The following is a 24,640-nucleotide window of genomic DNA, read 5'->3' as shown; positions in this document are numbered from 1 at the left end:
CTGTTGCTGGTTTCAGTTGACTGTTTGATCCACGTACCACGGTGATCGATGCACTGACCAGACACGTTTTGACATCAGCCCCTCTCCCGGCACCTCATCCGCACAAGGCGTGAAGCCAATCCTGATATTCAATCGTTCGACCGCTGGACATTCCGCGGAAAACCGCACGCATATTTCCTCTATAGGTGACATGGCGAAGATCCTTTTCATCAACGCCATGAGCGCCTCGTGCGCCAATCCCCTTCCCCGGGCTTCCAACCTCAATAGTATGCCTACTTCCAGCCGGAGCGCATCGACATCGTGTTGCGACGTGCCGCAGATGCCCACGGGCTGCCGCGTCGCCCTCTCCAGCACCGCCAGAAAACGCCCTTCAAGGGATGGCTCGTACTGCCGAACCACGATTTTTCGAAAACTACTGATTGCCTGTGCCGCTGAAAGTGGCGGCGCAATAAAACGCATGGTTTCCGGATCGGTATAAAGCCCGCAGAACAAGGTCTCGTCACCGGCCTCCAGCAACCGTAGCTGCAAGCGCTCGGTTTCGAGTTCGAAAGTCGTACCAGCCACGCCGCTCATACCTGGGCAGCCATCGTCAAGTCCAGCACGGCCGGCCGGACCCCGATCGTGTGATCGGCTGCATGGCACGCGTTAGCGGAACTATTACGGTTTGGGCTATTCCGTCTGCCGGCACACCAGCAAACTGAGATGGGATCTGGCAGACCATGTTCACGGTGGAGCTGGCTGCCTTCATTCGTTTGCCTGCTCGCTCGGCGCTGATCTGAAAGTCGAAGTGCCTTGCAACAGATGTGGATTGCCATCCACTAAATCATCCCGGGTCGTCGAATTATCACATTCCGGGTGATTGATTATGCTGACCCGATTACGGCCTTTACGCTTGGCCCGGTACAGCGCTTCGTCAGCATGGATCAGCAACTGGCGCAATTCGTAGCCGGAATGAACCACGCTGGAGATGCCAAAGCTGGCGGAGATCGGGATGTCGGAAGCGTCCTCATCAGCGGAAGCGGTCGCAATCTTCACGCGTATCTGCTCAGCCAGGACGAGAACCTGTGCCAGCGTGCACTCGGGCAGCAGGATGCCGAACTCCTCGCCACCTAGGCGACCGAAGATGTCGGTCGAACGCAAGTGGGCCTTGCAGGCCGTGACGGCACGCTGCAGCACGCGATCGCCTACCGCATGACCATGAGTGTCGTTGACGGCTTTGAAATGATCCAGGTCGATCAGCACCAGACAGGCATCACGCGATGATTTCCGGCAGTAATGCAATTGCAGCTCGGCCTCATTGACGAAATGCTGCCGATTGAAGATGCCAGTAAGGCCATCGCGCCGGGCCAGCTTCATGAAGCGCAGCTGCGATCGCTTGATCCGGTAAGTCCACACGGCGATCGTTGCCAGGACCAGCAACAGCAACACGATGTACAGCCGACTGGTTTCCGCCGCCTGGCGATCCAGCTCTCCCTGCAAAGTGAGAATCTTGTTCTTCTTATCCAGTCCGTCGATCTGCAGTTTTTTCGCCAACACCTTCTGCTTGACGATCTGATAGGCGAGCGTCTTCGCGCTGAGTCGACTCAGGTAGCCCTCCTCGGCAACGACATATTTTTCGAGGTTTGCCAGAGCACTACTGCTGTCGCCCATTTTCTTGTCGACTTCGTAAAGCACTTGATAGGCGTTGGCCGTCGACTCCGAATATGGCCTGTTGGCATTGGTAGTCAAGGCGCTGCTGGCAAATTTTGATGCAGAAGCAAGATCACCATCCTTCCAGTAAGCCTTGGCCAGCGTAGCCTCGAACTCAGAAACCTGTGGCGGAAAGCCCGCTTGTAGAACCTCGGGATAGCTCGCTTGCAACAAGCGGACGGCCGACTCATGCCGACCCTGTCGCATGTCGAAACTCGCCAGCAAATACTGAAAACTAAGAGAAAAAAGTGTGTTTCCTGCCTTGCCACATGCTTCCGTACCACTGTGAAGCTGATCGATGGGCAGCTGTGCACTGCCACTTTCAAATAGCGCATCAGACTTGTAGAACCAACCCCTGCATGCACTTTCAGCGTTGGTGCTTTCCTTGATTATTTGATCGGCATAACGAATGGAAGCATCGTATTGGCCGGCCTCGTTGTACAACTGCGCCGCAACACCGAGACCCTGCATGCGGACGTCGTTTTCCTTGATTTTCGGCAGCTGGTCCATCAATGGATTCAACCTGGCAAAAGCTTCCTCATAGAGGGATTCAGCTACCAACAGGTCGATCACAGAGGCGCTGGCGCGAAACGCCAGAACGGGATCCACCGTTTGATCGGCGATCGCTGTCAACGCCGGCAGGGCGGCGGCGTAGTTGCCGGCAAAGGCGATCTGCCGGGCCGCGAGGTAACGTCGATGCAGTTCCTGCTGCGGTGAGAGCCTCATCGTGAGTTCGTCGAGTCGACGCATGAGCTCGTTGAACTCGGTGTGATTGGAGGGTTGGATGCTCTCAGCTTGCCTTAGCAACTGCGCAGGATCGCTGGATACGGGCGCAGCGGCAGCAACCACGCCTGCGACGAATAAAAGCAGAAGCGCGCAGTATGCAAACACCGACCTGTATCTGCCCGCATGGTCCATGATCTAGCCAGTGGTTGCAGGCGCGGAAACGGCAAGTCGTGAAGTCTGGTCTTTAATCATCATCCGTGCTCTTGTCTTTGTTCTCGTCCTCGTCTTCACCCTCTTTACAGCTGCCGTCACATTCTTCCTGATCCTCGTCTGGTTTGGCAGGATTGATAAGACAGCAGAAAGGATCCTGTCCCAGCAACGCCTGCAACTCCCGTTCATCCCTGGCAAGGATCGCCATCCGCAACTCTGGGCCAATCTGCACTCCCGTCAATGCGACCGCCAGTGCCTCCGAGTCAGCATGACGCCACTCTGCGTCCTGGCCGACACTTTCAAGAAAATCGATGACATCGAACACTTGATAATCCCCCTTATGTCGCTTGTTGAGACCAAACCGCATGCTAAGTGCAGCGATCCGGAATGTTTTGCAAAACGTCAGTTTTCTCTGCCGAACCGATACGTCGTGCAATTCCCTCACACTAACTTTCGCCTCTTCGGAACCCAACCGAAGACAGAGCAACGCCTTGCCTGTATCACTCCTACTTGGCAGCCTATCCAAACTCTCTGTCAGATGTGTTAGCCGACATCGCAAACGGCATCAGACATCGCTCTGTCCAGCACATCCAGTTTCGCCCTCATCTCATGATCCACCTGCATGGCTCGCGCTGGTGGGATCACCACCGTATCGGCCATGCCGATATCCGCCTGCGGCAACGCACATAACTTCACCCTTTCAATCCGTGCTTGTTGGATCGGCAGCGTTGCCGTGCGATAGATGATCACCTCATGCTCCAACGGGTAGTCGCGTGCCAGCACATCGACCAGCAGCTGGCGGTAGGCCGCACCGGTAGAGAAGCGTGCCAGTGACTGATCGCCGACCAGTCCCACCTGCCACAGCACCAGGTAAGCGGTCGGGTCGATCTTGCGCTGGTAGAACAGCAGCTGGCTGGCCTCGTAGTGCTGGCAGCCGAACCGACCAGGGTCGATGCCGAGATCTGCGTACAGGCAATCCTCGGCGGAAATGCCCGGCTCCATATGCGCGGGATAGCCCTCGCTGCGGGCGACTTCGATGGATTTGTGCGGCGCCCAGGCGAATACGCCGGGATGACCGTAGAACACCCCGCACACCTTCTTGCCCGCGCGCACCTCGGTGAGGATGGCTTCCACCATCTGCCGGTAGGTCTGCATGCGCGACTTGCCCTCGCGGTAGTACGGCTGCAGGCTGCGCACATCCGGGTGCATGCGGCTCAGCCACAGCTCGACGATGCCGTCGGAGAGCCCCGCAAACACCACGTCGGACTGTTCGATATGGCTGCGCGCCAGCGGCCCGAGGTGGGAACCCAGCGTCATGCCAAGGCCGACGCAAACAAGACTTCCGGATGGTCGGATGGCGTTCATTTGAAATAGCCCCTGCTGAAAACATGAATATGAATAACGTAACCGGAAGAATATCGCACGGTCAGTTGAAACAGCGGGTTGCACCGAGGTACGACACCGGTTAAGAACTACTTGATGTGATCGAACCAATGGGCTCAAGCTGTGAGGAGGCCATAGATTGAGCAAGCTACCCGTTCACAAGTAAATCGAACCCCATGACGTTCATTGGCGTACGATGGCTCAGCAGCTGTTTCATCAGCGCGACCTGGCGATTTGTGCCGCTTCGCTCCCTATCTCAATGCTCTGTCCCGCTATTGCCGGGATGAAGCCCTCACGGGAGTTGCCCCATGCCGGGCTATACCACCCGCGAGCTTGTGGTCCGCCTCGGCGGTCACGACTTTCGAATCCGTGCGCTGAGCGATCTGCAGCAGTTCGCTGACCCGCATCACCTGGCCGCGCGCATCGGTATCTCATCGGCGTTATGGAGCCTGTTTGGTCAAGTCTGGCCAGCGGGCCGGGTGATGGCTGAGGCAATGTCGACGCACGACATCGGCGGCAAGCGCATCCTTGAACTCGGTTGCGGGCTCGGGCTGTCCAGTCTGGTCTTGCAGCATCGCCATGCCGACATTACGGCCAGCGATCATCATCCGCTGGCCGAGCCGTTTCTGCGCCATAACGCCGCGCAAAACAAGATGCTGGCGATCGTCTATCGTGATCTTCGATGGGAAATACCCGACATCACGCTGGGCCGCTTTGATTTGATTATCGGCAGCGATGTGCTCTACGAATCGGGTCATGCCGACCAGCTGGCAGCGACGATATCGCGTCACGCAACCGCTGATGCCGAAATTCTGATCACCGACCCCGGCCGTGGAAACAGCACATTCTTCACGCGGGCGCTTACCCTTCAGGGTTACGTCGTTACCGAACAGCGCAGTCGTTTTGATGCAAACGATGTGGCGCCATTTCGCGGACGACTGCTGAGTTATCGACGCGATGGTTTTGGCGCTGTCAGTGCGGTTGGATATAGCCACTGAAGCAGATGGCTGCTCCACTAGTACATTCGCCTAGTACATTCGCCGCAAATGTTGATGTGGCCTTGTGAATGAATTCGAACAGCGTGATTTAAAAAGCTCGATTGCATCCATCAACCTGATAAATCAGCCACGCAAAAACATCGGACGCGAGGCTCACGCCACACGCCCGACATGCTTTAAATCAAAGTTTGCTGTTATCGGCAATTACTTTCTCGCTGCGTCTCGCGCTGCATCAGTAGCTTTGCCGAATTCCTTCTGGGCCTTGCCGGCATTCTTCTCCACATTGCCCGCCACTTCCTTGGTCTTGTTGCCAGTGACCTTGCCTACCACTTCCTTCACTGCGCCCTTGATCTCGTGCTTGGTGCCTTCGGTGCGATTCTTGTCCACGCTTTATCTCCTGAAAGAAGCCTGCTCGATACAGGCCCGTTCCTTGTAGGCGCGCCATCGTGGAAGAATCGTGACTTTGCTGTGCGCGGCGCGTTGACGCGGGCACTGCGTTCAGCATCAGGGCGCCGGTCGACGCTCACAAAACGTCGCCGAATGAGATGAAACGGCATAATCAACTGTCGTCGAGAGAGCCAAGCCTTGTCCTTCAATACCGTCAACATCAACCAGCAGATGACTTATTTCGACGGCCACACCGAAGTCTGGCTGTTCGGCTATGGCTCGCTGATCTACAAGGCCGACTTCCCCTATATCGAACGACGGCCAGCCTCGATTCGTCATTGGGTGCGCCGCTTCTGGCAGGGCTCGCATGATCATCGCGGCACGCCCGAAGCACCTGGGCGGGTTGTTACGCTGATCCCCCAACCCGGCGCCGTCTGCGTTGGCATGGCGTACCTGATCACACCCGAAGCGCTTGGTCATCTGGACGTCCGAGAAAAGAACGGCTATCTGCGCTTCGTTACCGAATTGAGTCTGGATGATGGCCTGCGCAGCGATGGACTCGTCTATATAGCCACCGAAGAAAACGCCGCGTTTCTTGGCGCTGCGTCCGAACGCGAAATAGCACGGCATATCGCCCAGTCCGCAGGGCCGAGCGGGCCAAATCGTGATTACCTGCTTCACCTCGCCGAAGCGCTGAGGCAAATGGATGCAGACGATCCGCACGTGTTTGAGATCGAGCGCGAACTGGCTGAGCTGATCAAGCATTCGAACGGCTGACCAGCTCGCAGGAGGCGCAAATATTCGACTACGCGTGGCGTATTATCAGAACATCGGCGACCGTCAAAACAGCAATAGCAGCAGCGGCACCACCAAACCGGCAAGCAAAATGCTGCTGACCAGCACGGGCTTACGGCTATAGCGGTAAGCCATGTACAACCCGGTGAGCGTAGACGCGCATAGGCTCAACGCCACCAGCGCAAAAAACATCTTCATCGGCAGCAGATTTTTCTTCGGGCGTGCGCCTTCACTGTCAGGAGGCCCCCTGGATGGGGCGGCTGCGCGCGCATCAGGCAGAACATTTGCAAGAGACGCATTGCTGGGCCCAGCAGCAGGTGCCGTATTTTCCGATACGCGCGGTTTACGCACCGGCGCCGCGATGGTCTGTTTTTTGTGCAGCATGGCCAGAGTGGCAAGCCACGCGGGCGGCGTATAGCTGCTGCCGCGCGTGGTCTCGTGCAGGCTGAAGGTCTGCAAACCACCGGTGATGGCGAAAAACAGCAGTGCGGGCGCCATGAATACGCCCAGATACAGATGAATCGTACGGAAAATCTTGAGAAATCGATGATTCGACGACATAAAGCCTTTGGACAGAGAAGCAGAACCCCAACGATGCCATTAATTGACATCGGCTGCATCCGCAAAATACGCGGTCGTCAGGCGCCTAACGGTCGCTGAATGAGAGTACTTCACGGTAACTGCCCGTCTTGTCGAAACTGTGACGAGAATCTGTGCCTGGGCAGTGATAGTGAGCCCTAAACTGGCCGACAAGCGCCGCCAATGCCCATTTTCAAACTATTTTCAACCACACCGGCCAAAAAGACAGTAGATTCTGCAGTCTGCTAGGCGATATGGAGATGCGCCGAAGCTGATCATCGGGGAGACGTTATGCTGTTGCGACTATCCGGGTTTCTTGCACTGGTTCTATTGGGAGTTTCAGGCGTTGCCGGAGCGCAGGCTATCGACTGTGCCAGTAGCGCGTTGAACAATTCGGAACAGGCCGTATGCGCTTCGACATCGCTGCGCTCGCTGGCAGCCCGCATGGACAAGCGTTACCCACTCGTTACCGACGCCCCTGGCGTGAAGCAGAGCCAACTCGAATGGACCACGCTACGCGACCGCTGCAACGGCAACGTCGCATGCCTGATCAAGGTCTATCGCCAGCGCAACGCTTATCTCGCCGCGCTGCCGCTGCCTGAAAAACCCCTGACAGCCGCTGATACGCCCAATGCGCCGACCAAGCATCTGTTTCTCAGACATGCGCCCGCACAGCTTTTGACTCCTGCCTCAGCGCAGCAGCCAGCGAACCTAGACGTCGAAAGCGCTACTGCACAACTTGAACGTGCGGCCGGACCACTTACCGTGGAAGAGCACACCACGCACAGGAATTCCATTTGGTTTTTGGCAGGCATAATGTCTGCAGCGATTCTTTTGTGGCAGATGTTGACCAACGTTTGCGGCAAATGTCCCAGCTGCCATCACTGGTTCGCCAAGATCGAGATCGACCAGCGCAATCTCGCGAACGATCCTTCGGAGTTATCGACGCATCGCCGCCGTGGCCTGCGACAGCGCGCGATGACGAACAACGTCGCTATTCCCGAACCGATGCGCGGGCGCGTTGCCGCCGTACGCCACTACAACCAATGCCGAATGTGCCTGCACGAATGGGAAACCACGACACAGGAAACCAAGTAGCCGGCAACGAGTGTCTATTTTGCTTCCCATCGCCACGAAATCAGTACAGCGGCGTACCTGCGTTATATGCCGATACGAACGCCTGCCAGTCCAGGTTCACCTGATCGGCATAGCTGAAAGCAAAGCTTGAAATTTCGGTCTGCAGACCGCTGCTGTTGGCCACGGCGCTGATCTGCGCATCGATATCGTACGGGACGATGGCCGAGTTGTAATCCTGATCGGCCAGAGCATGCGCGCTGGCCAATGCCTGACCCACATACGTCATCGCGGTGCTGAACTTGGAGCTGCTGCTGAGCTGGGTGTAGTCGAAGTCCTCTTCGTATGGCGACTTTTCGTGCACGTAGTAAGGTGCGCCGTTGATGGTGGCGTAACCGACCAGCACATCGGTATTGAGCAGCTGCGCCTTGTTGGTCAGCGCGACGCGTTCGCCTTCGTTGGAACCGTATTCGGCCGGCGGCAGCTGCCCCGGTGCGGCAAGCGCCACGTTGCTCGAGGCCTCCTGCTTCAGTTCCAGAATCACGTCGTCGGAGGTCGAGGTCGACGGACCTTCGATCAATACGTAATAACGTAGCCGACCAAGGCTGCCCGTACCCGAGCCCAGCTTTTGATGGATGTCCTTGATCGCGTAATAGCTGGCTGCGTAGCGCTTCGACGAAGAAATGGTCTGGATATAGTTGTCCACGGCATTGCTGATAGCTGTGTAGTTCGCGCTGCTCACTGCCACCAGATTCGAAGCATTCTGAAAGGTGCGCACGCCGTTTTTGGTGCTGGTGTATTTGGACAGCAGATCCGAGCGCGAGCCATCGTTGGCATCGGAGATCGTGTCCTTGACTACGCTGCTGGTATTACCGGAGGTCAGCTGGAATGAGGCCTCGCCGTTGCCCTTGGCGAAGCTGTTGATCTGGGTGACGTAAGCTGCCACGAAAGTATTGATGCCACTAGTGATCTGGCTGTCGGACAGGCCGTTCTCGCGCCCCGCCAGTACCATGCTCACCGCCGCGCGGCGCAAGTCCCACACGTACTGACCCAGATAACCTTCGTCGAAATCATCCGTGGTAAACGCTGCGGTACCCCCGCTATCGCGCTGGGCACCGAAGTTTGAAAGATGCGCATCGCCGCCGATCCAGGTGAAACCCGTGGCATTGGAGGTATAGCTCGACGCGGGCAGCGTGGTCGTATCGCGATAAAAAATGTCCGCCGTACCTCGATAAAAGTAGAACGCGCTGGCGCTCATCAGCTGCATCTTGGTCGCGAGGTCACCGCTGTCTGTTGCTGCATAGGGATGGTTGTAGTTGTAGATGTCGCTCACGACAAAACTGGGCCGCGACGTGGCCGCCTGTACGCCCGTGCAAACAATAATGCTGATCGCCAATGCGCCGATCAAGCGTTTCAAGTTGCGTGCCATGTCGATTGCCTTTGTGGTTAAACGGCCATTGCAGCAGGTGTTGATGACACGCCTGCGACGATATGGAACCATCAGTGTCATCGCCCATCTGCCTTGCAGTTAAAGAACATCATGACCAGTGATCTTTTAAGCGACGCGGAAATCATCAATGCATGGCATGCCAATGCCACGCCGTGGACAACGGCGGTGCGCAGCGGTGATATCGAGAGCCGCCGCCTGGTCACTGATGACGCGATACTCGACGCGGTGCTTTCGCAGTCGCCGCAATCCGTACTCGATCTGGGCTGCGGCGAGGGCTGGCTTGCCCGTGCCCTGTCATTCAGAGGCATTCGGGTGATTGGAATTGATGTGGTACCTGAGCTGATTGAACAAGCGCAATCGGCGGGCGGCGGTGATTTTCGCGTGGCCTCTTATGAAGACGTCGCGGAGGGGAAACTCGGTATAGCGATTGACGTCGTTGTCTGCAATTTTTCGCTGATCGGCAAGGAATCGGTGGATGGAATAATCGCGTCGGCAAAATCAATGCTGCGCCCTGCCGGCGCATTCATCGTACAGACGCTGCATCCGCTGATCGCCTGCGGCGATCAGCCCTATGCGGATGGCTGGCGACCCGGTTCCTGGGCCGGCTTTAGTGACGACTTCGTCAGGCCAGCTCCGTGGTATTTCCGCACCGTGGAAACGTGGACACGTCTTTTTGAACAGAGTGGGCTAGACATGAAAGAAGTACGCGAGCCGCTGCATCCAAATACCGGCAAGCCCGCGTCGATTCTGTTTATCGCCGGCGTCGCCTGCTAAAAGGCGCCCACACTACTAACAAGCGTATCGGCACATCGTCTTATCTCGCACCGCCTGATTTCATGACCTGCGGTACCGCGAAACCTTTCCCTATCATCGATATCGAGGTGTTGACTCATGCCCAAACTCGACCTGCGTAATATCTCCGAGCGCGAGGGCTCGAACTATCCCGCACCGTTTGCGGAACGTGCCGCCGGGCGAATCAAGCAGGCGCTTGGCGTTGCCGGCGGGTTGAAAGATTTCGGCGTCAACCTGACGCAGCTACCACCGGGCGCGTGGTCGAGCCAACGCCATTGGCACAGTGAAGAAGACGAATTCGTCTACGTGATATCCGGCGAACTGACCTTGATCACCAATGCTGGCGAACAACTGCTACACGCAGGCCATTGCGCGGCCTTTCCGAAGAACACGCCCGACGGCCACCACATGATCAACCGCAGCCATGAGAGGGCGGTCTATCTGGATATCGGCACCCGCTCGGCGAACGATGTCTGCAACTACCCGGACATCGACCTGCATGCCGACGGAAACGACTACACACACAAGGACGGTCAGCCCTACCCTCGCTGAACAGAATCATTACTTATCGAAGCTGTCGCGTATTGATTTAGATACACTTACGATATATCTTATATGCACTCTAACGATATATCGGAAATCCCATGTCTATGCGCCATATGTTTTTCAATGCCCTGCATTCCCGCCACCACCACGATCACTCGCATCGCGTTTCCGGTTTCGAGGCCGGCTGGAATGAGGGCTCCCAGGATGAGGGCAACCGGCACGAGCGTCACGCCGGTCGCGGCGGCTTCGGCGGTCGCGGCGGCAGTGACTTCTTTGCGGACTTCAACGAGATGCGCGGCGGCCGACGCGGTGGTAGCCGCATGTTCGGTCACGGCGATCTCAAGCTACTGCTGCTGGCCCTGATCGAGCAGCAGCCACGTCATGGCTACGAACTGATCCGCATCATCGAGGACATGTTCCACGGCCAGTATTCGCCCAGCCCCGGTGCGATCTACCCCACCCTGACCATGCTGGAAGAACTCGGGTATGCCGAGGTCACCAACGAACAGGGCGGCCGCAAGCTCTACGCGATCACCACCGCTGGCCGCGCCTACCTCGACGAAAACCGCGAGGCGGTGGATGCCGTCACCGCACGCACCGAGCACAGCGCCAGGATGGCCGCCAAGATGGCCGCACCGATGGCCGTACGCAAGGCCATGCATGCACTCAAGCACGCCTTGCTGATGCGCGGCAGTGACTGGAGCAAGGCCGAAGGCCAACGCATCGCCGAGATACTGGACCGCGCTGCCAGCGACATTGCTACCGGTGAACGCCGTGACTGAAACGGGTAGCGAAGCACTCCCTGCGTGGGAAGCACGCTGCCAGTCGCACGGTCTGCTGATGACCGCACCGCGCCGGGCGATTCTCACCGCGATGTCGACGCTCGATGCGCCGCGTGATGCCGTAACGCTACTGCAGGCTGCGCGTGAACATCACGCCGCCACCAGCATGGGCACGGTCTATCGGCTGTTGCGCGAACTGGAGCAATGCGGTCTGGCTTATGCCCACGCGCAACCGCATGCGCGTCTGCGCTGGCAACTGGCCGACTCGCATCAGACAAATGCAATGCTTCAGCATCAAAGCCCGGGCAATCTCCGCGTGATGCGGCGGCAGCTGCAAAATTTTCTGCGCGACCTGGAAAATATCGGCCTTGCCGAAGCGCGTCTCACCCAACCCGTACCGCCTGCTTCCGCCGCACGCATCGAAACAAACCTTCCCTCCACCACCGCCACATTCGATGTGTTGCGAACAATCGCGGAACACCTCGGCTATCGACTCGCCTAACATACGTCGCACCAAGCCTTTCGCAACATCACCTACTTCGCCATTGCCACCGCTTGCTCATCCAGATATTCCGGATGATGCAAAGCCTCTAGCCGGCAACCTTTCCCCTTCACGGAGATTCTGCCGATGACTGCTCATACCCATCAAACTTTGCGCCACCCTCTGAAATTTCGCACGCTGCAGGTACTGCGCGTCGAGCAACTGACACCGCATATGCAGCGCGTTGTTTTCGGCGGTGATGAACTTCACGGCTTTATCAGCGCTGCGCCGGACGATCACGTAAAGCTGTTTTTCCCCAATACGAGCGGCGACATCGTGACGCCTGTAATGGGCAGTAACGGCCCGGAATATCCACCAGGTCGCGACTACTCACCGATGCGCGATTACACGCCCCGCCATTACGATGTGTCACGCAACGAACTGACGATCGACTTCGTGCTGCACGGTGACGGCCCTGCCTCGCTTTGGGCAGCGCGGGCCGAACGTGGCCAGCAAATCGGCATGGGCGGCCCACGCGGCTCGGTAGTGATCGCCAACGATTTCGATCATTACGTGCTGATCGGCGATGAGACCGCGCTGCCAGCTATCGGCCGATGGCTCGCGGAAATGCCCGAAACAACAACGGCCGACGTACTGGTTGAAATTCCCGATGCCGAGGATCGTCAGCCATTGCCGTCGCCTGCGCAGGTCACCCTCACCTGGCTGGAACGCCGCGGCACGTCGGCCGATCGCAGCGAATTGCTCGAACACGCATTGCGCGCGTTGCGCATTCCGGCCGGCGACACCTTTTACTGGATTGCCACCGAATCGCGTCGCGCCCGCAACATGCGGCAGTGGCTCAGTCTGGAGCGCAACGTGCCCAAAGACTGGTTAAAAGCCAAGGGCTACTGGAAAACGGGTGCGGACGATAGCGACGACGATGGCTGATGGGATGAGCTCACACTTCATCCCGTCGACATCGTGTTCTGAAGCTTGGCTACAGTACGTCCAACCATCGTTATCTGACGCTTGCCGCCATCTATTCAGGAATATCCAATGACTGCGATTTATCTAATCGTCACGAGTGACAACGCAAGAGCCCACTCAACGTAGCTCGCCATCAAAGCTTTGGCTGCAATGTCAGGAGGCGCAGACCGAGCCAGCGCCTCCTGACGTGATAGCCGTCTAGCCGTCCTAACCAACCGGCGACGGGTTGCGCTCGCCGAACTGCGTCTGATGCCAGTACGGGTAAGCCTTGACCGGTTTGCTGGCGGCGTCGAGCTTGGCCACCTGCTCCGCGGAAAGGTTCCAGCCGACGGCCCCAAGGTTGGCTCGCAGCTGCGCTTCGTCGCGCGCGCCGATCACTACCGTGGCCACCGTCGGGCGCTGCAGCAGCCAATTCAGCGCAATCTGCGGCACCGTCTTGCCACTCTCCTTGGCCACAGCCTCAAGCGCATCCACCACAGTGTAGAGGTACTCGTCGTCGACCGGCGGACCGGCTTCGCTGGTCTTATGCAGGCGGCTATTGGCCGGCAACGGCTGGCCGCGGCGGATCTTGCCGGTCAGGCGCCCCCAGCCCAGCGGACTCCAAACCACGGCGCCCACGCCTTGATCCAGGCCCAGTGGCATCAGTTCCCACTCGTAGTCGCGGCCGATCAGCGAGTAATAGGCCTGATGCGCGATATAGCGCGGCAAGTTGTAACGATCGGCGGTCGCCAGTGCTTTCATCAGATGCCAGCCCGAGAAGTTGGAGCAGCCGATATAGCGAATCTTGCCCGCGCTGATCAGATCGTCCAGTGCAGAGAGGGTTTCCTCCACTGGCGTCATCGCATCGAAACCATGCAGTTGGAACAGGTCGATATGGTCGGTCTGCAACCGGCGCAGCGCGGCATCGACCGCCTCGATCAGATGGAAGCGCGATGAGCCGACGTCGTTGGGACCTTCGCCTGAACGAAACGTGGCCTTGGTCGAAATCAGCGCTTCGTGGCGGCGCCCTTTCAGCGCGGCGCCGAGTACTTCTTCCGAAGCGCCGCCGGAATAGATATCGGCGCTGTCGAACATCGTCACGCCCGCCTCCAGGCAGATATCGATCAGCCGCTTGGCCTCATCCACCTGGGTGCTGCCCCAGGCCTGAAAAAATTCACCTTTGCCGCCGAAAGTACCGGTGCCGAAGCTGAGGGCGGGCACACGGAAGCCGGAGCGGCCGAGTTGTCTGTAATCCATGGTGGGTCCTTTTGAATCGGGAAATGGTGGGAAATAGAAGCACATACCAACGCTTGCAACGCTCGGGTGACCTGTTTCATCGATCCCGGTGCCGGTCTTGTTGGTGCGCTCTTATGACCATGAGTTCAACGCCGGCAGGAAACAAGGGCCAGGTTGAAGGATGACTTTTCTTTCATGTTGCATTGCGCCATCGAGGCGTACACTAGTTGTCGCCTGATCCCCACAGGCCTATCCCTTTATTCCCTTAGCCTCATGCCTGACGCCTCTCAAGCCACCGCAGATATGTCCCTCGCGGCCGTCGAACCACGCCGATTCAGCGTGATCGGGCCGATCCTCAGCACGGTCGCCTTCACGTTTGCCACCTATCTCACGATTGGCCTTTCGCTGGCGGTGCTTCCGGGCTTCGTACATACCAACCTCGGTTTCGGCGCGGTCGTGGCAGGCTTGTCGATCAGCACGCAATACGTGGCAACTCTCGTCAGCCGCGCCCGCGCCGGGCATATGGCCGATACGCTGGGACCCAAGCGCACCGTATTGACCGGACTACTGATGTGCGGCGTAAGCGGGCTGCTGCTGCTGCTGGGCGCGCTTGCTGTGGCGATACCTGCCCTGAGCCTGGGCCTGATCCTGATCGCGCGGCTGGCGCTAGGCTGCGCCGAAAGCTGTACGGGTACCGGCGCCATTGCCTGGGGCATGGGCCAGGTTGGTCATCAACATACGGCACGGGTGATTTCATGGAATGGCGTTGCTACCTACGGCGCCATTGCCGCTGGCGCGCCCCTCGGCGTAGTGATCGCGCACAGCTACGGTTTCGCCGCGATCGGCGCAGTATCGCTGGCAATGATGCTGGTTGCGTTTCCGCTGGCGCGGCGCAAGCGGGCCACGGCGATCGCGGTTGGCGAGCGCTCGTCCATCCGCAACGTGGCCGCGCGAGTGGTGCCGTATGGCATCGGCCTGGCGCTGGGCTCGATCGGTTTTGGTTGCATCGCCACCTTCATCACGCTGTTCTATGCCGCACACGGCTGGGCTGATGCAGCGCTGACACTGAGCGTCTTCGGGATCATGTTCGTCGGCACACGCTTCGTGTTCGGCAAGATGATCGTGCGCGTTGGCGGCTATCGCGTGGCAATCGTGTCGTTTGCGGTCGAGGCCGTCGGGCTGGCCACACTGTGGCTGGCCAGCGACATGTTGATCGCCGCGGCTGGCGCTGCAATAGCAGGGCTGGGCTTTTCGCTGATATTTCCCGCACTCGGCGTGGAAGCGGTCAACCGCGTGCCGGAAAACAGCCGCGGCGCAGCGATCGGCGTGTTCTCGGTGTTTCTCGATGTGGCGATGGTCACCGTCGGACCACTCGGTGGCTGGATCGCAGCCGGCATGGGCTTCAATAGCGTGTATGGATTCGCCGCACTGGCCGCTGTGATGGCGGTGGCATTGACGCTGGTGCTGAAGACCCGAACCGAACGTTCTGTCGCCATGGCGTAAGGCGGAGATTTCGCTCTACCCAACTGAAGATTGATCACTCACCGGTTGCCGCTATACGGGCTGATGCGTGGACGACGATGTGGATTCGTGCCCTCGTCAACATGTCCACGACATGGATCTGATCCTGGTCGCGGAGGGTGTGGAAGATAGGTCGCGCAGGATCTGCAGGCCGATATGGGCTGCGATGACGGCCGGGGCTATTATCTGGGACGTCTGGAGCCGGCGGCGGATTTCGTTGCACGCTTCAAATTCACATACGTCAATCCACGCCGGCAGCCTCATGATTCGATGTATAGCTTTTAGAGTCGCCACCGAATTAGCCAACGAGCGTGATCATGGCAGGCACTGAAGCTTCGTTGCGCATCGGCTTCACGCTGGAACACGCCAGCAAGCGCTACGGCAACGTACAAGCGCTAAACAACATCAATCTGGACTTTACTGCCGGCAGCACCACTGCATTGATCGGTAGTAGCGGCTCGGGCAAGTCCACGGTACTGCGGTTGCTGCTGGGACTGGACTATCCTGACGCGGGCAACATCAAGGTCGACGGTCGGGTGCTCGGTCCCGCGCATGTGCTTGAGCTACGACGGCGAGTCGGCTACGTGATCCAGGAAGGCGGGCTGTTTCCGCATCTCACCGCGCAGGGCAACCTGGCGCTGCTGCCGCGCCACCTTGGCTGGAGCGCCGAAAAAATTCGCCAGCGTGCGGAAGAACTCGCCGCATTGACCCACCTGCCGCATGACGTACTCAGGCGCTATCCCGCGGAGCTTTCCGGCGGTCAGCGCCAGCGCGTGGCCCTGATGCGCGCCCTGATGACCGACCCCGATGCGCTGCTGCTGGACGAACCATTGGGCGCGCTCGATCCGATCGTGCGGCACGAGCTACAAGACGAACTGAAACGCATCTTCGAGCAGCTCGGCAAGACGGTGATCATCGTGACGCACGATCTGGCCGAGGCCGCCTGGTTCGCCGAGCGGCTGGTACTGATGCGCAGCGGCACTGTAGTGCAGGATGGTAGCCTGCAGGATCTGCGCGAGCGTCCTGCCGATCCGTTCGTCACCCGCTTTGTCGAAGCGCAACGACGATTGCCCAAGGTGCCTGCGTGAACCGCGCGACGCGCTGGATCTTCGCCATCGGCACATTGCTTGTGCCCATGCTGACACAGGCTTCGCCCGTGCGTATCGGCTCCAAGGTCTTCACCGAATCGGTGATCCTCGGTGAACTGGCGAAAGCCATCGCCGGCCAAGCCGGCGTCGACGCCGTGCATCAGCGCGAACTGGGTGGCACCAGCATTCTTTGGAAGGCGCTGCAGCAAGGCGATATCGACGTCTATTCCGAATACACCGGTACGATCACCCACGAACTGCTGAAAAACGTGGCACCCGATGCCGACATCCCGACCCTGCGCGAACGATTGAAACCACTCGGCATCGGCATCACCAATTCGCTAGGCTTCAACAATACCTACGCCATCGGCATGCTGGCCGACAAGGCCGCGCAGCTGCACATCAGCAAGCTGTCCGACCTGGCTGCACATCCTGACTTGCGCTTCGGCTTTTCCAACGAGTTCATCGATCGCACCGACGGCTGGCCAGGCATCCGACAGCGCTACGGCCTGCCGCAAACACAGGTTCGCGGGCTGGATCACGCGCTGGCGTATCGCGCGGTGGCCAGCAATGCGGTCGATGCGATCGATCTTTACAGCACCGATGCGGAAATCCCCTACTACCACTTGCGCACACTGGACGACGACCATCATTACTTTCCGCGCTACGAGGCGGTGTATCTGTATCGGCTCGCTCTCGTCAAAAGTGCGCCGGCATTCGTCACCGCGCTGCAGAAACTGGCAGGCCGCATCGACGAAAACACCATGCGGCAGATGAATGCAAAAGTGAAATTGCAGGGCGCGAAAGAGGACGTGGTGGTCGCAGCCTTTCTCGGCATCCGCGCAGACACGAGCGCCGATGCCGGACTGTGGTCGCGCCTGCTCCAGACCAGTATCGATCACATCAAGCTGGTAGTTCTGTCGCTGGGCATGGCCGTGCTTTTGGCGATTCCACTCGGTATTTTAGCGGCACGATTGAAGCGGCTGGGCCAACTGGTGATCGGGCTGACTGGCATTCTGCAGACCGTACCGTCGCTGGCGATGTTCGTCTTCATGATTCCGATTTTCGGCATCGGCACGTGGCCGGCCATCGCCGCCTTGTTTCTGTACAGCCTGCTGCCCATCGTACGCAACACGCACGCCGGGCTGGTCGGCATTGCACCGGAGCTACGCGAGTCGGCCGCCGCGCTGGGCCTGCCGCGCGGTGTGCGGTTGCGCCGGGTGGAGCTACCGCTGGCGACGCGCTCGATTCTTGCCGGCATCAAGACCGCTGCGGTGATCAACGTCGGCACTGCCACGCTGGCAGCCTTGATCGGCGCCGGTGGCTACGGCCAACCCATCCTCACCGGCATCAGGCTGGATAACATCAGCCTGATCCTCGAAGGCGCCATCCCTGCGGCACTGCTGGCGCTGCTGGCGCAAGGCCTGTTCGAAGGCATCGAGCGCTGGCTGACGCCACGCGGACTTCGGCTTGAGGCCCGACAGTGAGCTGATCGTGCATTGATGCAGCCGGTGCGGTGTTCCGGTCAAAGCGATGTAACCGTGGCGTGTGCCATGGCGAAAGTATCACGACCTTCCATCACAATGGTTTGCCTGACGAAACACATAACCGATCAAATATGGCCGTACAAACGTCCAAACGTCTGTGTGTTGACAATCCGCTCGAGTCATGTCGACCATGCCAGTCTATCTAACCGAGAAATCACTCTTCATGTCCAAACAGCCAGCGCTGGCGATCGTGTACGAGCATCCCGAGTGGTTCAAGCCGCTTTTCGCCACGCTTGATCGTCGCGGCATCGACTACAAGGCCTTTCCGTTCGAAAACCATCGCTTCGATCTCGCCGAAAAACATGCACCCGCACCGGTAGTATTCAGTCGCCTGGCGATGAGTTCATTCCTGCGCCAGGACGAACACCCGATCTTCTACGCGCAAGCGCTCTACGCGCACTGGGAGTTGAACGGCGCCCACGTCATCAACGGCAGCAAGGCGCTGGCGATCGATGCGAACAAGGCGCGCCAGCTCTCAGTGATCCAGTCGCTGGGGCTGGCTATTCCGGCGACACATGTAGTGCATCGACAGACAGATATCGTGGCGGCAACCGAAGGCCTGCGTTTTCCGGTGATCGTCAAGGTGAATATCGGCGGCTCGGGTGCAGGCGTTGCGCGCTATGACAGTATCGATGAGCTGAAGCAGGCGGTCGCCGATGGCAGCACGCCCAAGGGCATCGACAGCGTGCTGCTGGTGCAGGAGTACGTGCCCGCGAAGGACAAGCACATGGTCCGGATGGAAACGCTGGACGGCAAGTTCCTCTATGCCATCTCGCTCAACACCGATGGCGGCACGTTCGATCTGTGCCCCGCCGACGTGTGCCTGATCGACAAGCCCACCGTCACCGTGCAGGAGTTCAAGCCTGACACCGAGACAATTCGCGCAGCCGAAGCCATCGCCCGTGCGTCGGGACTGGATATCGGCGGCATCGAATTCATGGTCGATGAACGCGACGGCGCACGTCGCTTCTACGACATCAACGGCCTGTCCAATTTCGTGGCCGATCCGCTCAACGTGCTGGGCTGGAACCCGCACGAAAAGCTGGTCGACTACCTGGAAAACGTCATCGCATCCACGCAGGAGAAAGCGGCATGAAGTACGGTTTCTGGGCACCGGTATTTGGCGGCTGGCTGCGCAATATTCGCGACGAGAACATGGAGGCCAGCTGGGACTATCTCAGCAAGCTGTGCATCCGCGCCGAACAGATCGGCTACGACCTTACGTTGATCGCCGAGCTCAACCTCAACGACATCAAGGGCGTGACCGAACCGGCGCTCGACGCATGGTCCAGCGCCGCGGCACTGGCCGCGGTGACGAAAAAGCTGGAGATCATGGTCGCCGTACGGCCGAATTTCCATCAGCCCGCGCTGTTTGCCAAGCAGGCGGCCAATATCGACCGCATCTCCGGCGGCCGCCTCGCGCTCAACGTGGTGTCGTCATGGTGGGCCGACGAGGCCACGCAATATGGCCTGCAGTTCGACCAGCACGATGACCGCTACGGCCGCACCAACGAGTGGTTGCAGGTCGTCGATGGCCTATGGACACAGACGCCTTTCAATTTCACCGGCGAGCGCTATCAGTTGAAGGACGCCATCTGCGAACCGAAGCCGCTCTCCTCGCCCCGCCCGACCATTTACGCCGGCGGTGAATCCGAAGCGGCCAAGACGCTGATCGCCAAACGCTGCGATGCCTACGTGATGCACGGCGACGAGCCGGAATTCATCGCCGAGAAGATTGCCGACATGCGCGCCCGCCGTGAACGCGAAGGCCTGCCGCCGATGATCTACGGCATGGCCGCATACGCCATCGTGCGCGATACCGAGGAAGACGCTCTGGCCGAAGTCGAGCGCATCACCACGCTGGATCCCGAAGCCGCCGGCTTTGCCAACTTCGACCAGTGGCTTTCCGGCACGCAGCTGGAACGCGAGATGAAGATAAAGGAATACTCAGTCTCCAATCGCGGCCTGCGGCCGGGGCTGGTCGGCACGCCGGAGCAGGTGCGCGCACGCGTCGAAGCATTTTCTGCGGCAGGCCTCGACCTACTATTGCTGCAGATGAGTCCCCAGTTGGAGGAAATGGAGCGCTTCGCAGCGCAAATAATTACGCCAACGACTATTGCTCACGGATGAATTCGGCAACGATCACGATAAGCCATCTTGCAAGGCATCATCGCCGGACGGCTTGTCCCATATGGATCGCAGCAGTCGCTCGAACATCGAGCCTCCGATCAAATGGGTGAGCAGATCGTGGAAAGTGTTCAATAGAGTAACAATCACTGCTGAGGCGTACTCGGCCGTTTGCTTCGATAGCGCAGCTCCCAAGCCAGCAAACTTGCTGGGGCTGTGTATATGCTCATGGGCAGTCGCGAGGCAGGGATGGTGGTCTATGGTGAGATCAAGGCTCTTTTTGTAGAGCGCGACAACCCCGGTTTCATCGAAGATGGGCGATAGCACTGCGTCCACTTCATGCCATATCGAGACTGCAAAAGCCGCAAGTTGGGTGATATCGGCATTGGCGCCTAGCCGCCTTGAGAGCATGGCCCTGATACCGTGCGCATCATCTTGTCTTGGCTGCATCTGTACTCTGAAGAAAACGCGACATACGCTCTTTCGACAGCGAACATAGGTGTAGTTTTGTTATGTGAAAGTATTTGAAATGTAAACATGTCTAAACTGTAATCTTTGAAAGTCTGTGATGTAGTCGCCATTTAGAAGAATCCGTGCAACACGCTGAAAGACCGACCTCGACTCGTCATGCCAAGAGGTTTGATTCAATCTGTAGTCGGCAATCCATCGGCAACGTCACGATAAATTCGCTACCGAGATTTCGTCCGGCGCTGTGACCGGTCACGCTACCCTGATGCGCCTCGACGAGTTCGCGAACCACAGCCAACCCGATGCCAAGCCCACCACTGGAATGATCCAGCGCGCGTGCGTCTTGCACGAACAGGTCGAAAATGTGCGGCAATGCCTCGGCCGAGATGCCGATGCCGTTGTCCGACACGATAATCTCCATCGACTGACCGCGTAGCATCAGCGCCAGCGAAATCTTGCCGCCCTGCGGCGTGTATTTGGACGCGTTGTCGAGCAGGTTGGTGAATATCTGCGCCAGCCGTACCGGATCGCCATGAAAACCGATCGGCGCGGGCGGCAGCTCGATCGTCATATGCTGCTCTCTTGCCTCCATCGCCGGTCGACAAGCCTCGATGGCCATGCGCAGTACGCCGATCATCTCCACGCTGCCGCGTTCAAGCCGCAGCTTGCCGGTGCTGATGCGCGAGCCTTCCAGCAGATCACCGATAAGCCGGGACATATGTGTTACCTGACCGTCGATGATCACCTGCAACCGCGCCAGCGATAGCTCGTCGTTGGTATCACGATCGATCATCAGGCTGGCGGCCACGCGTATCGGCGTCAACGGATTGCGCAGCTCATGCGCCACCATCGCCATGAATTTGATCTGTTGGCGGTGCGCTTCGCGGGCATGTGCCTCCAGCTCCTGCGCAGTCAACGCAGCCATCACCAGCTGCTCGTTGGCATCGCGCAAATCGGCGAGGCGAACGTCCTCCGCAACCGGCAATGACTCGTGACGGACCAACGGCAGCAGATGAATCGCGGCCGAGCGCTGACCTGATTCACCTAATGGCGCTTCACCGTGGAACTGGAATCCACCGGGCCCCAGGCCTTTGGAACGGTACATGGCAAGGTCAGCCCGATCGATCAAAGTGGCCATGTCCAGGCCATCTTCCGGATACATCGCAATGCCGAGGCTGGCGGAAAGTTGCACTCTCACCATGCCGATGGAACTGGGCACGGCGACGGCGGCAAGCAGCAAGGCGGCGATGCGTGCGGCATCGGACGCATCGGAAACATGAGTGAGCAGCACCAGAAATTCATCGCCGCCGTGACGGCTGACGGTATCACCATCCTGCAGCACCGATTTCAACCGGCTGGCTACCAGCTGCAGTACCACATCGCCACCGGCATGACCCAACGTGTTGTTGATGTAGCGAAAATGGTCGAGATCGAGAAAGAGTATGGCCAGACGCGCCTGATGCTGGTTTGCCGAGGCAATGGCGACTGTCAGGCGATCCAACATCAGCGCACGGTTGGCGGTGTGGGTCAGCGTATCGCGCTGACTGGAATAGGTCAGTTCGCTCAGATTGGCGATGGCCGTTTTGGCAATGCCTTCCGCACTCAGTGCGGCAAGCACCAGCATCTGGTTGGCCTCCTGCAGCTGGGCTACGCGATTACCGCTGACGTCGAGCTGCACGGCTGCCAGCTCCTGTCGCAACCTGACCAGATCCGCCCGCAGGTCATCGGCCTGCCCGTTGAGCAACGCAAGCGTCTGCGTCGCTTCGGTTTCGGTGAGCGGATCGATCCGGTCGTTCACGGCGTCGACGGCATAGTGCTGTACTCATCCATCGTCGGCACCGGAGGTCGGTCCGTTCAACAGGCTGTGGCTGCGGGTCGGCCTGCCGCCCAGCAGCCCTTCGTAGCCGGCAAGCATCTCGTCGAGCTTGATGCCGTCGTCGTCGATATGGAACAGATGCAGCGCGTTTGAATGCGCGCTGGCGCGCACCTTCACCACCGCCATCATGCGTTGAAGCCGACTGTCCACTTCGATATACCGCTGCACGATAATGGCGTCGGTAAGAAATGCCGTGCCGTAGGGACTGAAGCTCAGTTCGTTGTAACGATCCTCCAGCTCGGAGGTCATCAGCACGGTGACACCGATATCGGTGAGCGCCGACACCATTCGCGACAACGACTCGCGAAAGTCTTCGCGAAAAGTGGGCGCCAGCGCCAGTTCGAATCCGGACAACGAATCGATCACCACACGGGTTGCCTTGAGCCGGCGAATCTCCGCGATCAGCAGTATTGCGATCTCATCCACCGACAACGCGAGCGAGCGGGTATCGACCACGCCGACGCGGTCGCTCTCGATCAGCTCGGCCAGCACACGGCCACGAGACTGCTGTGGACGCTGCTCGAACGCGGCGATCACGCCCGTTTCCCCCAAGCGCGCGCCCTCGGCCAGAAAAGCCGATGCCAGAATGCTCTTGCCCGAGCCCGATGGGCCGGCAACGAGCAGCGAATAGCCGCGCGGCAAACCACCGCCCATCATCGCGTCAAGACCCGGCACCCCCATCTTCACCCGAACATCGGAGGCAGGCGCGGGTTGCCAATCGGTAAGCGAGACCGGCGATGTCGGCGCAAATACATGGATCCCGTTGTCGCTGATGCGGAAGGTGTGCAGCCCCGGCAGGGACGGTTGCCCGCGCATCTTCATGATCTCCATCTTGCGCACCATCGAATTGCTCTGCACGCTTTGACGTAGCCAGATCAAGCCATCGGCGACAGTGAATACCGGACTGGGATCGTCATCACTGAAATATTCACCAAGCAGAAAGGTGGTGGCCTGCCAGGTCGTCATCAGCATGCCCAACTGCTGAATGAAATGTTGCAGGCTGATGAACGCATTGCTCTCGCCTTCGCCAGCGAGAATGACCGAACGGAACGAGTCGACAAACACCAGGGACGGGCCATGCGTTTCGACCTCGGCAACCATCCGCGCCAGCACCTTGGACAAATCGCCCGTGGCGGTTTCTTCGGCCAGGTTGATGAAGTGAACGGACTGATTGACTTTTTCCGTGTCGAAGAACTCGAACTGTTGCTGGTAGCGGAACATTTTCAGCGGCGGCTCGCCGAGTACCGTGAAATACAGCGCAGGACGCTGCGGCGTGGCCAGCGCAAACATGATCTGATGGGCCAGCGTTGTCTTGCCCGAGCCCGGCGGACCGGCGATGAGGTTGAAGGAAAACTCCGGCAGACCGCCGCCGAACACCTCGTCCAGTCCGGGTACTCCCGTGGCGAGGCGATGGATGATGGCTTTGACCCTGGTCATGGCGAGGTGTCCTTTACGGCATCGCCGCTGAATGGTTTATCCCTTACCGAACGCAGCAGCCGCTCGAGCAGCGACCCACCGATCAGATGAGTAAGAAGATCATGGAAAGTGTTGAGCAAAGCGATAATGGCGGCAGACGCCTCTGCTGGTGTCTGCTGCGATAGCGCGATATCGAGGCCGGCAAACTCGCCGGGGCGTAATGAACCTTCATACGCAGTGACAAGACAGGAATGATCGGCCAGCGTCAGGTACAGGCTGCGCTTGTATAGTGCCGCAACGCCAGGCTGGCCAATAATCGGGGCTAGCGCGACATCAATGTCATGCCATATCGAAACGGCAGCGGCGGCAATGGTCGGCGGGTCCGCACCTTCCCCTGCTCGTCTGGCAAGCAAGCCTTGGATACCGTGTGCGTCAGTCGGCATCTGTGGTCCGGAGAACACGCGTCGTGCGCATTTTGGAAAAGCTATAATACGCGCTAACGT

General features: G+C 58.9%; 25 protein-coding genes. 13 read left to right on the top strand and 12 right to left on the bottom strand.

What is annotated here, in order from left to right; genetic code table 11:
* Nucleotides 1-12: 12 nt before the first annotated feature.
* From HDE80_RS14545 to HDE80_RS14530, 4 genes are all read right to left on the bottom strand, one after another.
* Nucleotides 13-573: a GNAT family N-acetyltransferase gene (locus HDE80_RS14545; protein ID WP_184672034.1), complete on the bottom strand. Its 561-nt coding sequence runs from the start codon at nt 571-573 to the stop codon at nt 13-15.
* A gap of 171 nt (nt 574-744) precedes the next feature.
* On the bottom strand, nt 745-2,607 hold the full coding sequence (locus HDE80_RS14540; RefSeq protein WP_184672032.1) for a GGDEF domain-containing protein: 1,863 nt from the start codon (nt 2,605-2,607) through the stop codon (nt 745-747).
* Nucleotides 2,608-2,659: 52 nt separating this feature from the next.
* Nucleotides 2,660-2,950, bottom strand: coding sequence for a hypothetical protein (locus tag HDE80_RS14535; RefSeq protein ID WP_184672030.1), 291 nt, complete (start codon nt 2,948-2,950; stop codon nt 2,660-2,662).
* 218 nt (nt 2,951-3,168) lie between these two features.
* Nucleotides 3,169-3,990: an SAM-dependent methyltransferase gene (locus tag HDE80_RS14530; RefSeq protein WP_184672029.1), complete on the bottom strand. Its 822-nt coding sequence runs from the start codon at nt 3,988-3,990 to the stop codon at nt 3,169-3,171.
* 326 nt (nt 3,991-4,316) lie between these two features.
* Between HDE80_RS14530 and HDE80_RS14525 the strand changes: the two genes are divergently transcribed.
* Nucleotides 4,317-5,006 carry a methyltransferase gene (locus tag HDE80_RS14525; protein ID WP_184672027.1) on the top strand — a complete coding sequence of 230 codons (690 nt, stop codon included), beginning with the start codon at nt 4,317-4,319 and terminating at the stop codon, nt 5,004-5,006.
* A gap of 204 nt (nt 5,007-5,210) precedes the next feature.
* Here HDE80_RS14525 and HDE80_RS14520 read toward each other — a convergent pair whose 3' ends face one another.
* Complete coding sequence (locus tag HDE80_RS14520) at nt 5,211-5,393, bottom strand: CsbD family protein (RefSeq protein WP_184603534.1); 183 nt, start codon at nt 5,391-5,393, stop codon at nt 5,211-5,213.
* Between the two features lie 198 nt (nt 5,394-5,591).
* On the opposite strand from HDE80_RS14520, the gene HDE80_RS14515 reads away from it, so the two are divergent.
* Nucleotides 5,592-6,170, top strand: coding sequence for a gamma-glutamylcyclotransferase (locus tag HDE80_RS14515; RefSeq protein ID WP_184672025.1), 579 nt, complete (start codon nt 5,592-5,594; stop codon nt 6,168-6,170).
* Nucleotides 6,171-6,233: 63 nt separating this feature from the next.
* Here HDE80_RS14515 and HDE80_RS14510 read toward each other — a convergent pair whose 3' ends face one another.
* Nucleotides 6,234-6,749, bottom strand: coding sequence for a PepSY domain-containing protein (locus tag HDE80_RS14510; RefSeq protein ID WP_184672024.1), 516 nt, complete (start codon nt 6,747-6,749; stop codon nt 6,234-6,236).
* Nucleotides 6,750-7,058: 309 nt separating this feature from the next.
* On the opposite strand from HDE80_RS14510, the gene HDE80_RS14505 reads away from it, so the two are divergent.
* Nucleotides 7,059-7,865 carry a hypothetical protein gene (locus tag HDE80_RS14505; RefSeq protein ID WP_184603539.1) on the top strand — a complete coding sequence of 269 codons (807 nt, stop codon included), beginning with the start codon at nt 7,059-7,061 and terminating at the stop codon, nt 7,863-7,865.
* A 40-nt stretch (nt 7,866-7,905) separates the two neighbouring features.
* On the opposite strand, the gene HDE80_RS14500 is transcribed toward HDE80_RS14505, so the two are convergent.
* Nucleotides 7,906-9,270 carry a DUF2252 family protein gene (locus HDE80_RS14500; RefSeq protein ID WP_184672022.1) on the bottom strand — a complete coding sequence of 455 codons (1,365 nt, stop codon included), beginning with the start codon at nt 9,268-9,270 and terminating at the stop codon, nt 7,906-7,908.
* Between the two features lie 111 nt (nt 9,271-9,381).
* On the opposite strand from HDE80_RS14500, the gene HDE80_RS14495 reads away from it, so the two are divergent.
* The 5 genes from HDE80_RS14495 to HDE80_RS14475 all read left to right on the top strand — a co-directional run bounded on the left by HDE80_RS14495 (nt 9,382) and on the right by HDE80_RS14475 (nt 12,840).
* Entirely contained in the window at nt 9,382-10,065 is a 684-nt protein-coding gene (locus HDE80_RS14495; protein WP_184672020.1) for a methyltransferase domain-containing protein, read from the top strand.
* Nucleotides 10,066-10,182: 117 nt separating this feature from the next.
* Nucleotides 10,183-10,635 (top strand): cupin domain-containing protein, encoded by a 453-nt coding sequence (locus tag HDE80_RS14490; RefSeq protein WP_184672018.1) that lies wholly within the window; start codon nt 10,183-10,185, stop codon nt 10,633-10,635.
* Between the two features lie 92 nt (nt 10,636-10,727).
* Nucleotides 10,728-11,411 (top strand): PadR family transcriptional regulator, encoded by a 684-nt coding sequence (locus HDE80_RS14485; protein WP_184672016.1) that lies wholly within the window; start codon nt 10,728-10,730, stop codon nt 11,409-11,411.
* The gene (locus HDE80_RS14480) at nt 11,404-11,913 is read left to right on the top strand and encodes a transcriptional repressor (RefSeq protein WP_184672015.1); all 510 of its coding nucleotides are present in this window, start codon (nt 11,404-11,406) and stop codon (nt 11,911-11,913) included. Before HDE80_RS14485 ends, HDE80_RS14480 begins: the two co-directional genes overlap by 8 nt.
* A 126-nt stretch (nt 11,914-12,039) precedes the next feature.
* Entirely contained in the window at nt 12,040-12,840 is an 801-nt protein-coding gene (locus HDE80_RS14475) for a siderophore-interacting protein (protein WP_184672013.1), read from the top strand.
* Between the two features lie 246 nt (nt 12,841-13,086).
* Here the strand turns inward: HDE80_RS14475 and HDE80_RS14470 are convergent, their stop codons facing one another.
* Entirely contained in the window at nt 13,087-14,115 is a 1,029-nt protein-coding gene (locus tag HDE80_RS14470) for an aldo/keto reductase (protein ID WP_184672011.1), read from the bottom strand.
* Between the two features lie 282 nt (nt 14,116-14,397).
* On the opposite strand from HDE80_RS14470, the gene HDE80_RS14465 reads away from it, so the two are divergent.
* The 5 genes from HDE80_RS14465 to HDE80_RS14445 all read left to right on the top strand — a co-directional run bounded on the left by HDE80_RS14465 (nt 14,398) and on the right by HDE80_RS14445 (nt 20,380).
* Nucleotides 14,398-15,597, top strand: a complete 1,200-nt coding sequence (locus HDE80_RS14465; RefSeq protein WP_184672009.1) for an MFS transporter — start codon at nt 14,398-14,400, stop codon at nt 15,595-15,597.
* A gap of 335 nt (nt 15,598-15,932) precedes the next feature.
* Nucleotides 15,933-16,703, top strand: a complete 771-nt coding sequence (locus tag HDE80_RS14460; protein ID WP_184672007.1) for an ATP-binding cassette domain-containing protein — start codon at nt 15,933-15,935, stop codon at nt 16,701-16,703.
* A gap of 47 nt (nt 16,704-16,750) precedes the next feature.
* The gene (locus HDE80_RS14455) at nt 16,751-18,190 is read left to right on the top strand and encodes a glycine betaine ABC transporter substrate-binding protein (protein WP_184672191.1); all 1,440 of its coding nucleotides are present in this window, start codon (nt 16,751-16,753) and stop codon (nt 18,188-18,190) included.
* Nucleotides 18,191-18,413: 223 nt separating this feature from the next.
* Nucleotides 18,414-19,346: an alpha-L-glutamate ligase gene (locus HDE80_RS14450; protein ID WP_184672005.1), complete on the top strand. Its 933-nt coding sequence runs from the start codon at nt 18,414-18,416 to the stop codon at nt 19,344-19,346.
* Nucleotides 19,343-20,380, top strand: a complete 1,038-nt coding sequence (locus HDE80_RS14445) for an LLM class flavin-dependent oxidoreductase (RefSeq protein WP_184672003.1) — start codon at nt 19,343-19,345, stop codon at nt 20,378-20,380. The genes HDE80_RS14450 and HDE80_RS14445 overlap by 4 nt, the downstream gene beginning before the upstream one ends.
* Before the next feature lie 12 nt (nt 20,381-20,392).
* On the opposite strand, the gene HDE80_RS14440 is transcribed toward HDE80_RS14445, so the two are convergent.
* From HDE80_RS14440 to HDE80_RS14425, 4 genes are all read right to left on the bottom strand, one after another.
* A complete protein-coding gene (locus HDE80_RS14440; protein ID WP_184672001.1) occupies nt 20,393-20,827 on the bottom strand; it encodes a hypothetical protein in 435 nt (144 codons plus the stop codon).
* Nucleotides 20,828-21,002: 175 nt separating this feature from the next.
* Entirely contained in the window at nt 21,003-22,643 is a 1,641-nt protein-coding gene (locus HDE80_RS14435; RefSeq protein ID WP_184671999.1) for a diguanylate cyclase, read from the bottom strand.
* A gap of 24 nt (nt 22,644-22,667) precedes the next feature.
* Nucleotides 22,668-24,158 carry an ATPase domain-containing protein gene (locus HDE80_RS14430; protein ID WP_184671997.1) on the bottom strand — a complete coding sequence of 497 codons (1,491 nt, stop codon included), beginning with the start codon at nt 24,156-24,158 and terminating at the stop codon, nt 22,668-22,670.
* Nucleotides 24,155-24,580: a hypothetical protein gene (locus HDE80_RS14425; protein WP_184671995.1), complete on the bottom strand. Its 426-nt coding sequence runs from the start codon at nt 24,578-24,580 to the stop codon at nt 24,155-24,157. The genes HDE80_RS14430 and HDE80_RS14425 overlap by 4 nt, the downstream gene beginning before the upstream one ends.
* Between the last annotated feature and the right edge of the window lie 60 nt (nt 24,581-24,640).

The organism is Rhodanobacter sp. A1T4 (assembly GCF_014207185.1).
Classification (GTDB): domain Bacteria; phylum Pseudomonadota; class Gammaproteobacteria; order Xanthomonadales; family Rhodanobacteraceae; genus Rhodanobacter.
The sequence above is the reverse complement of the archived record's forward strand: the minus strand, read 5'-3'. Positions and strand labels throughout refer to the sequence as shown.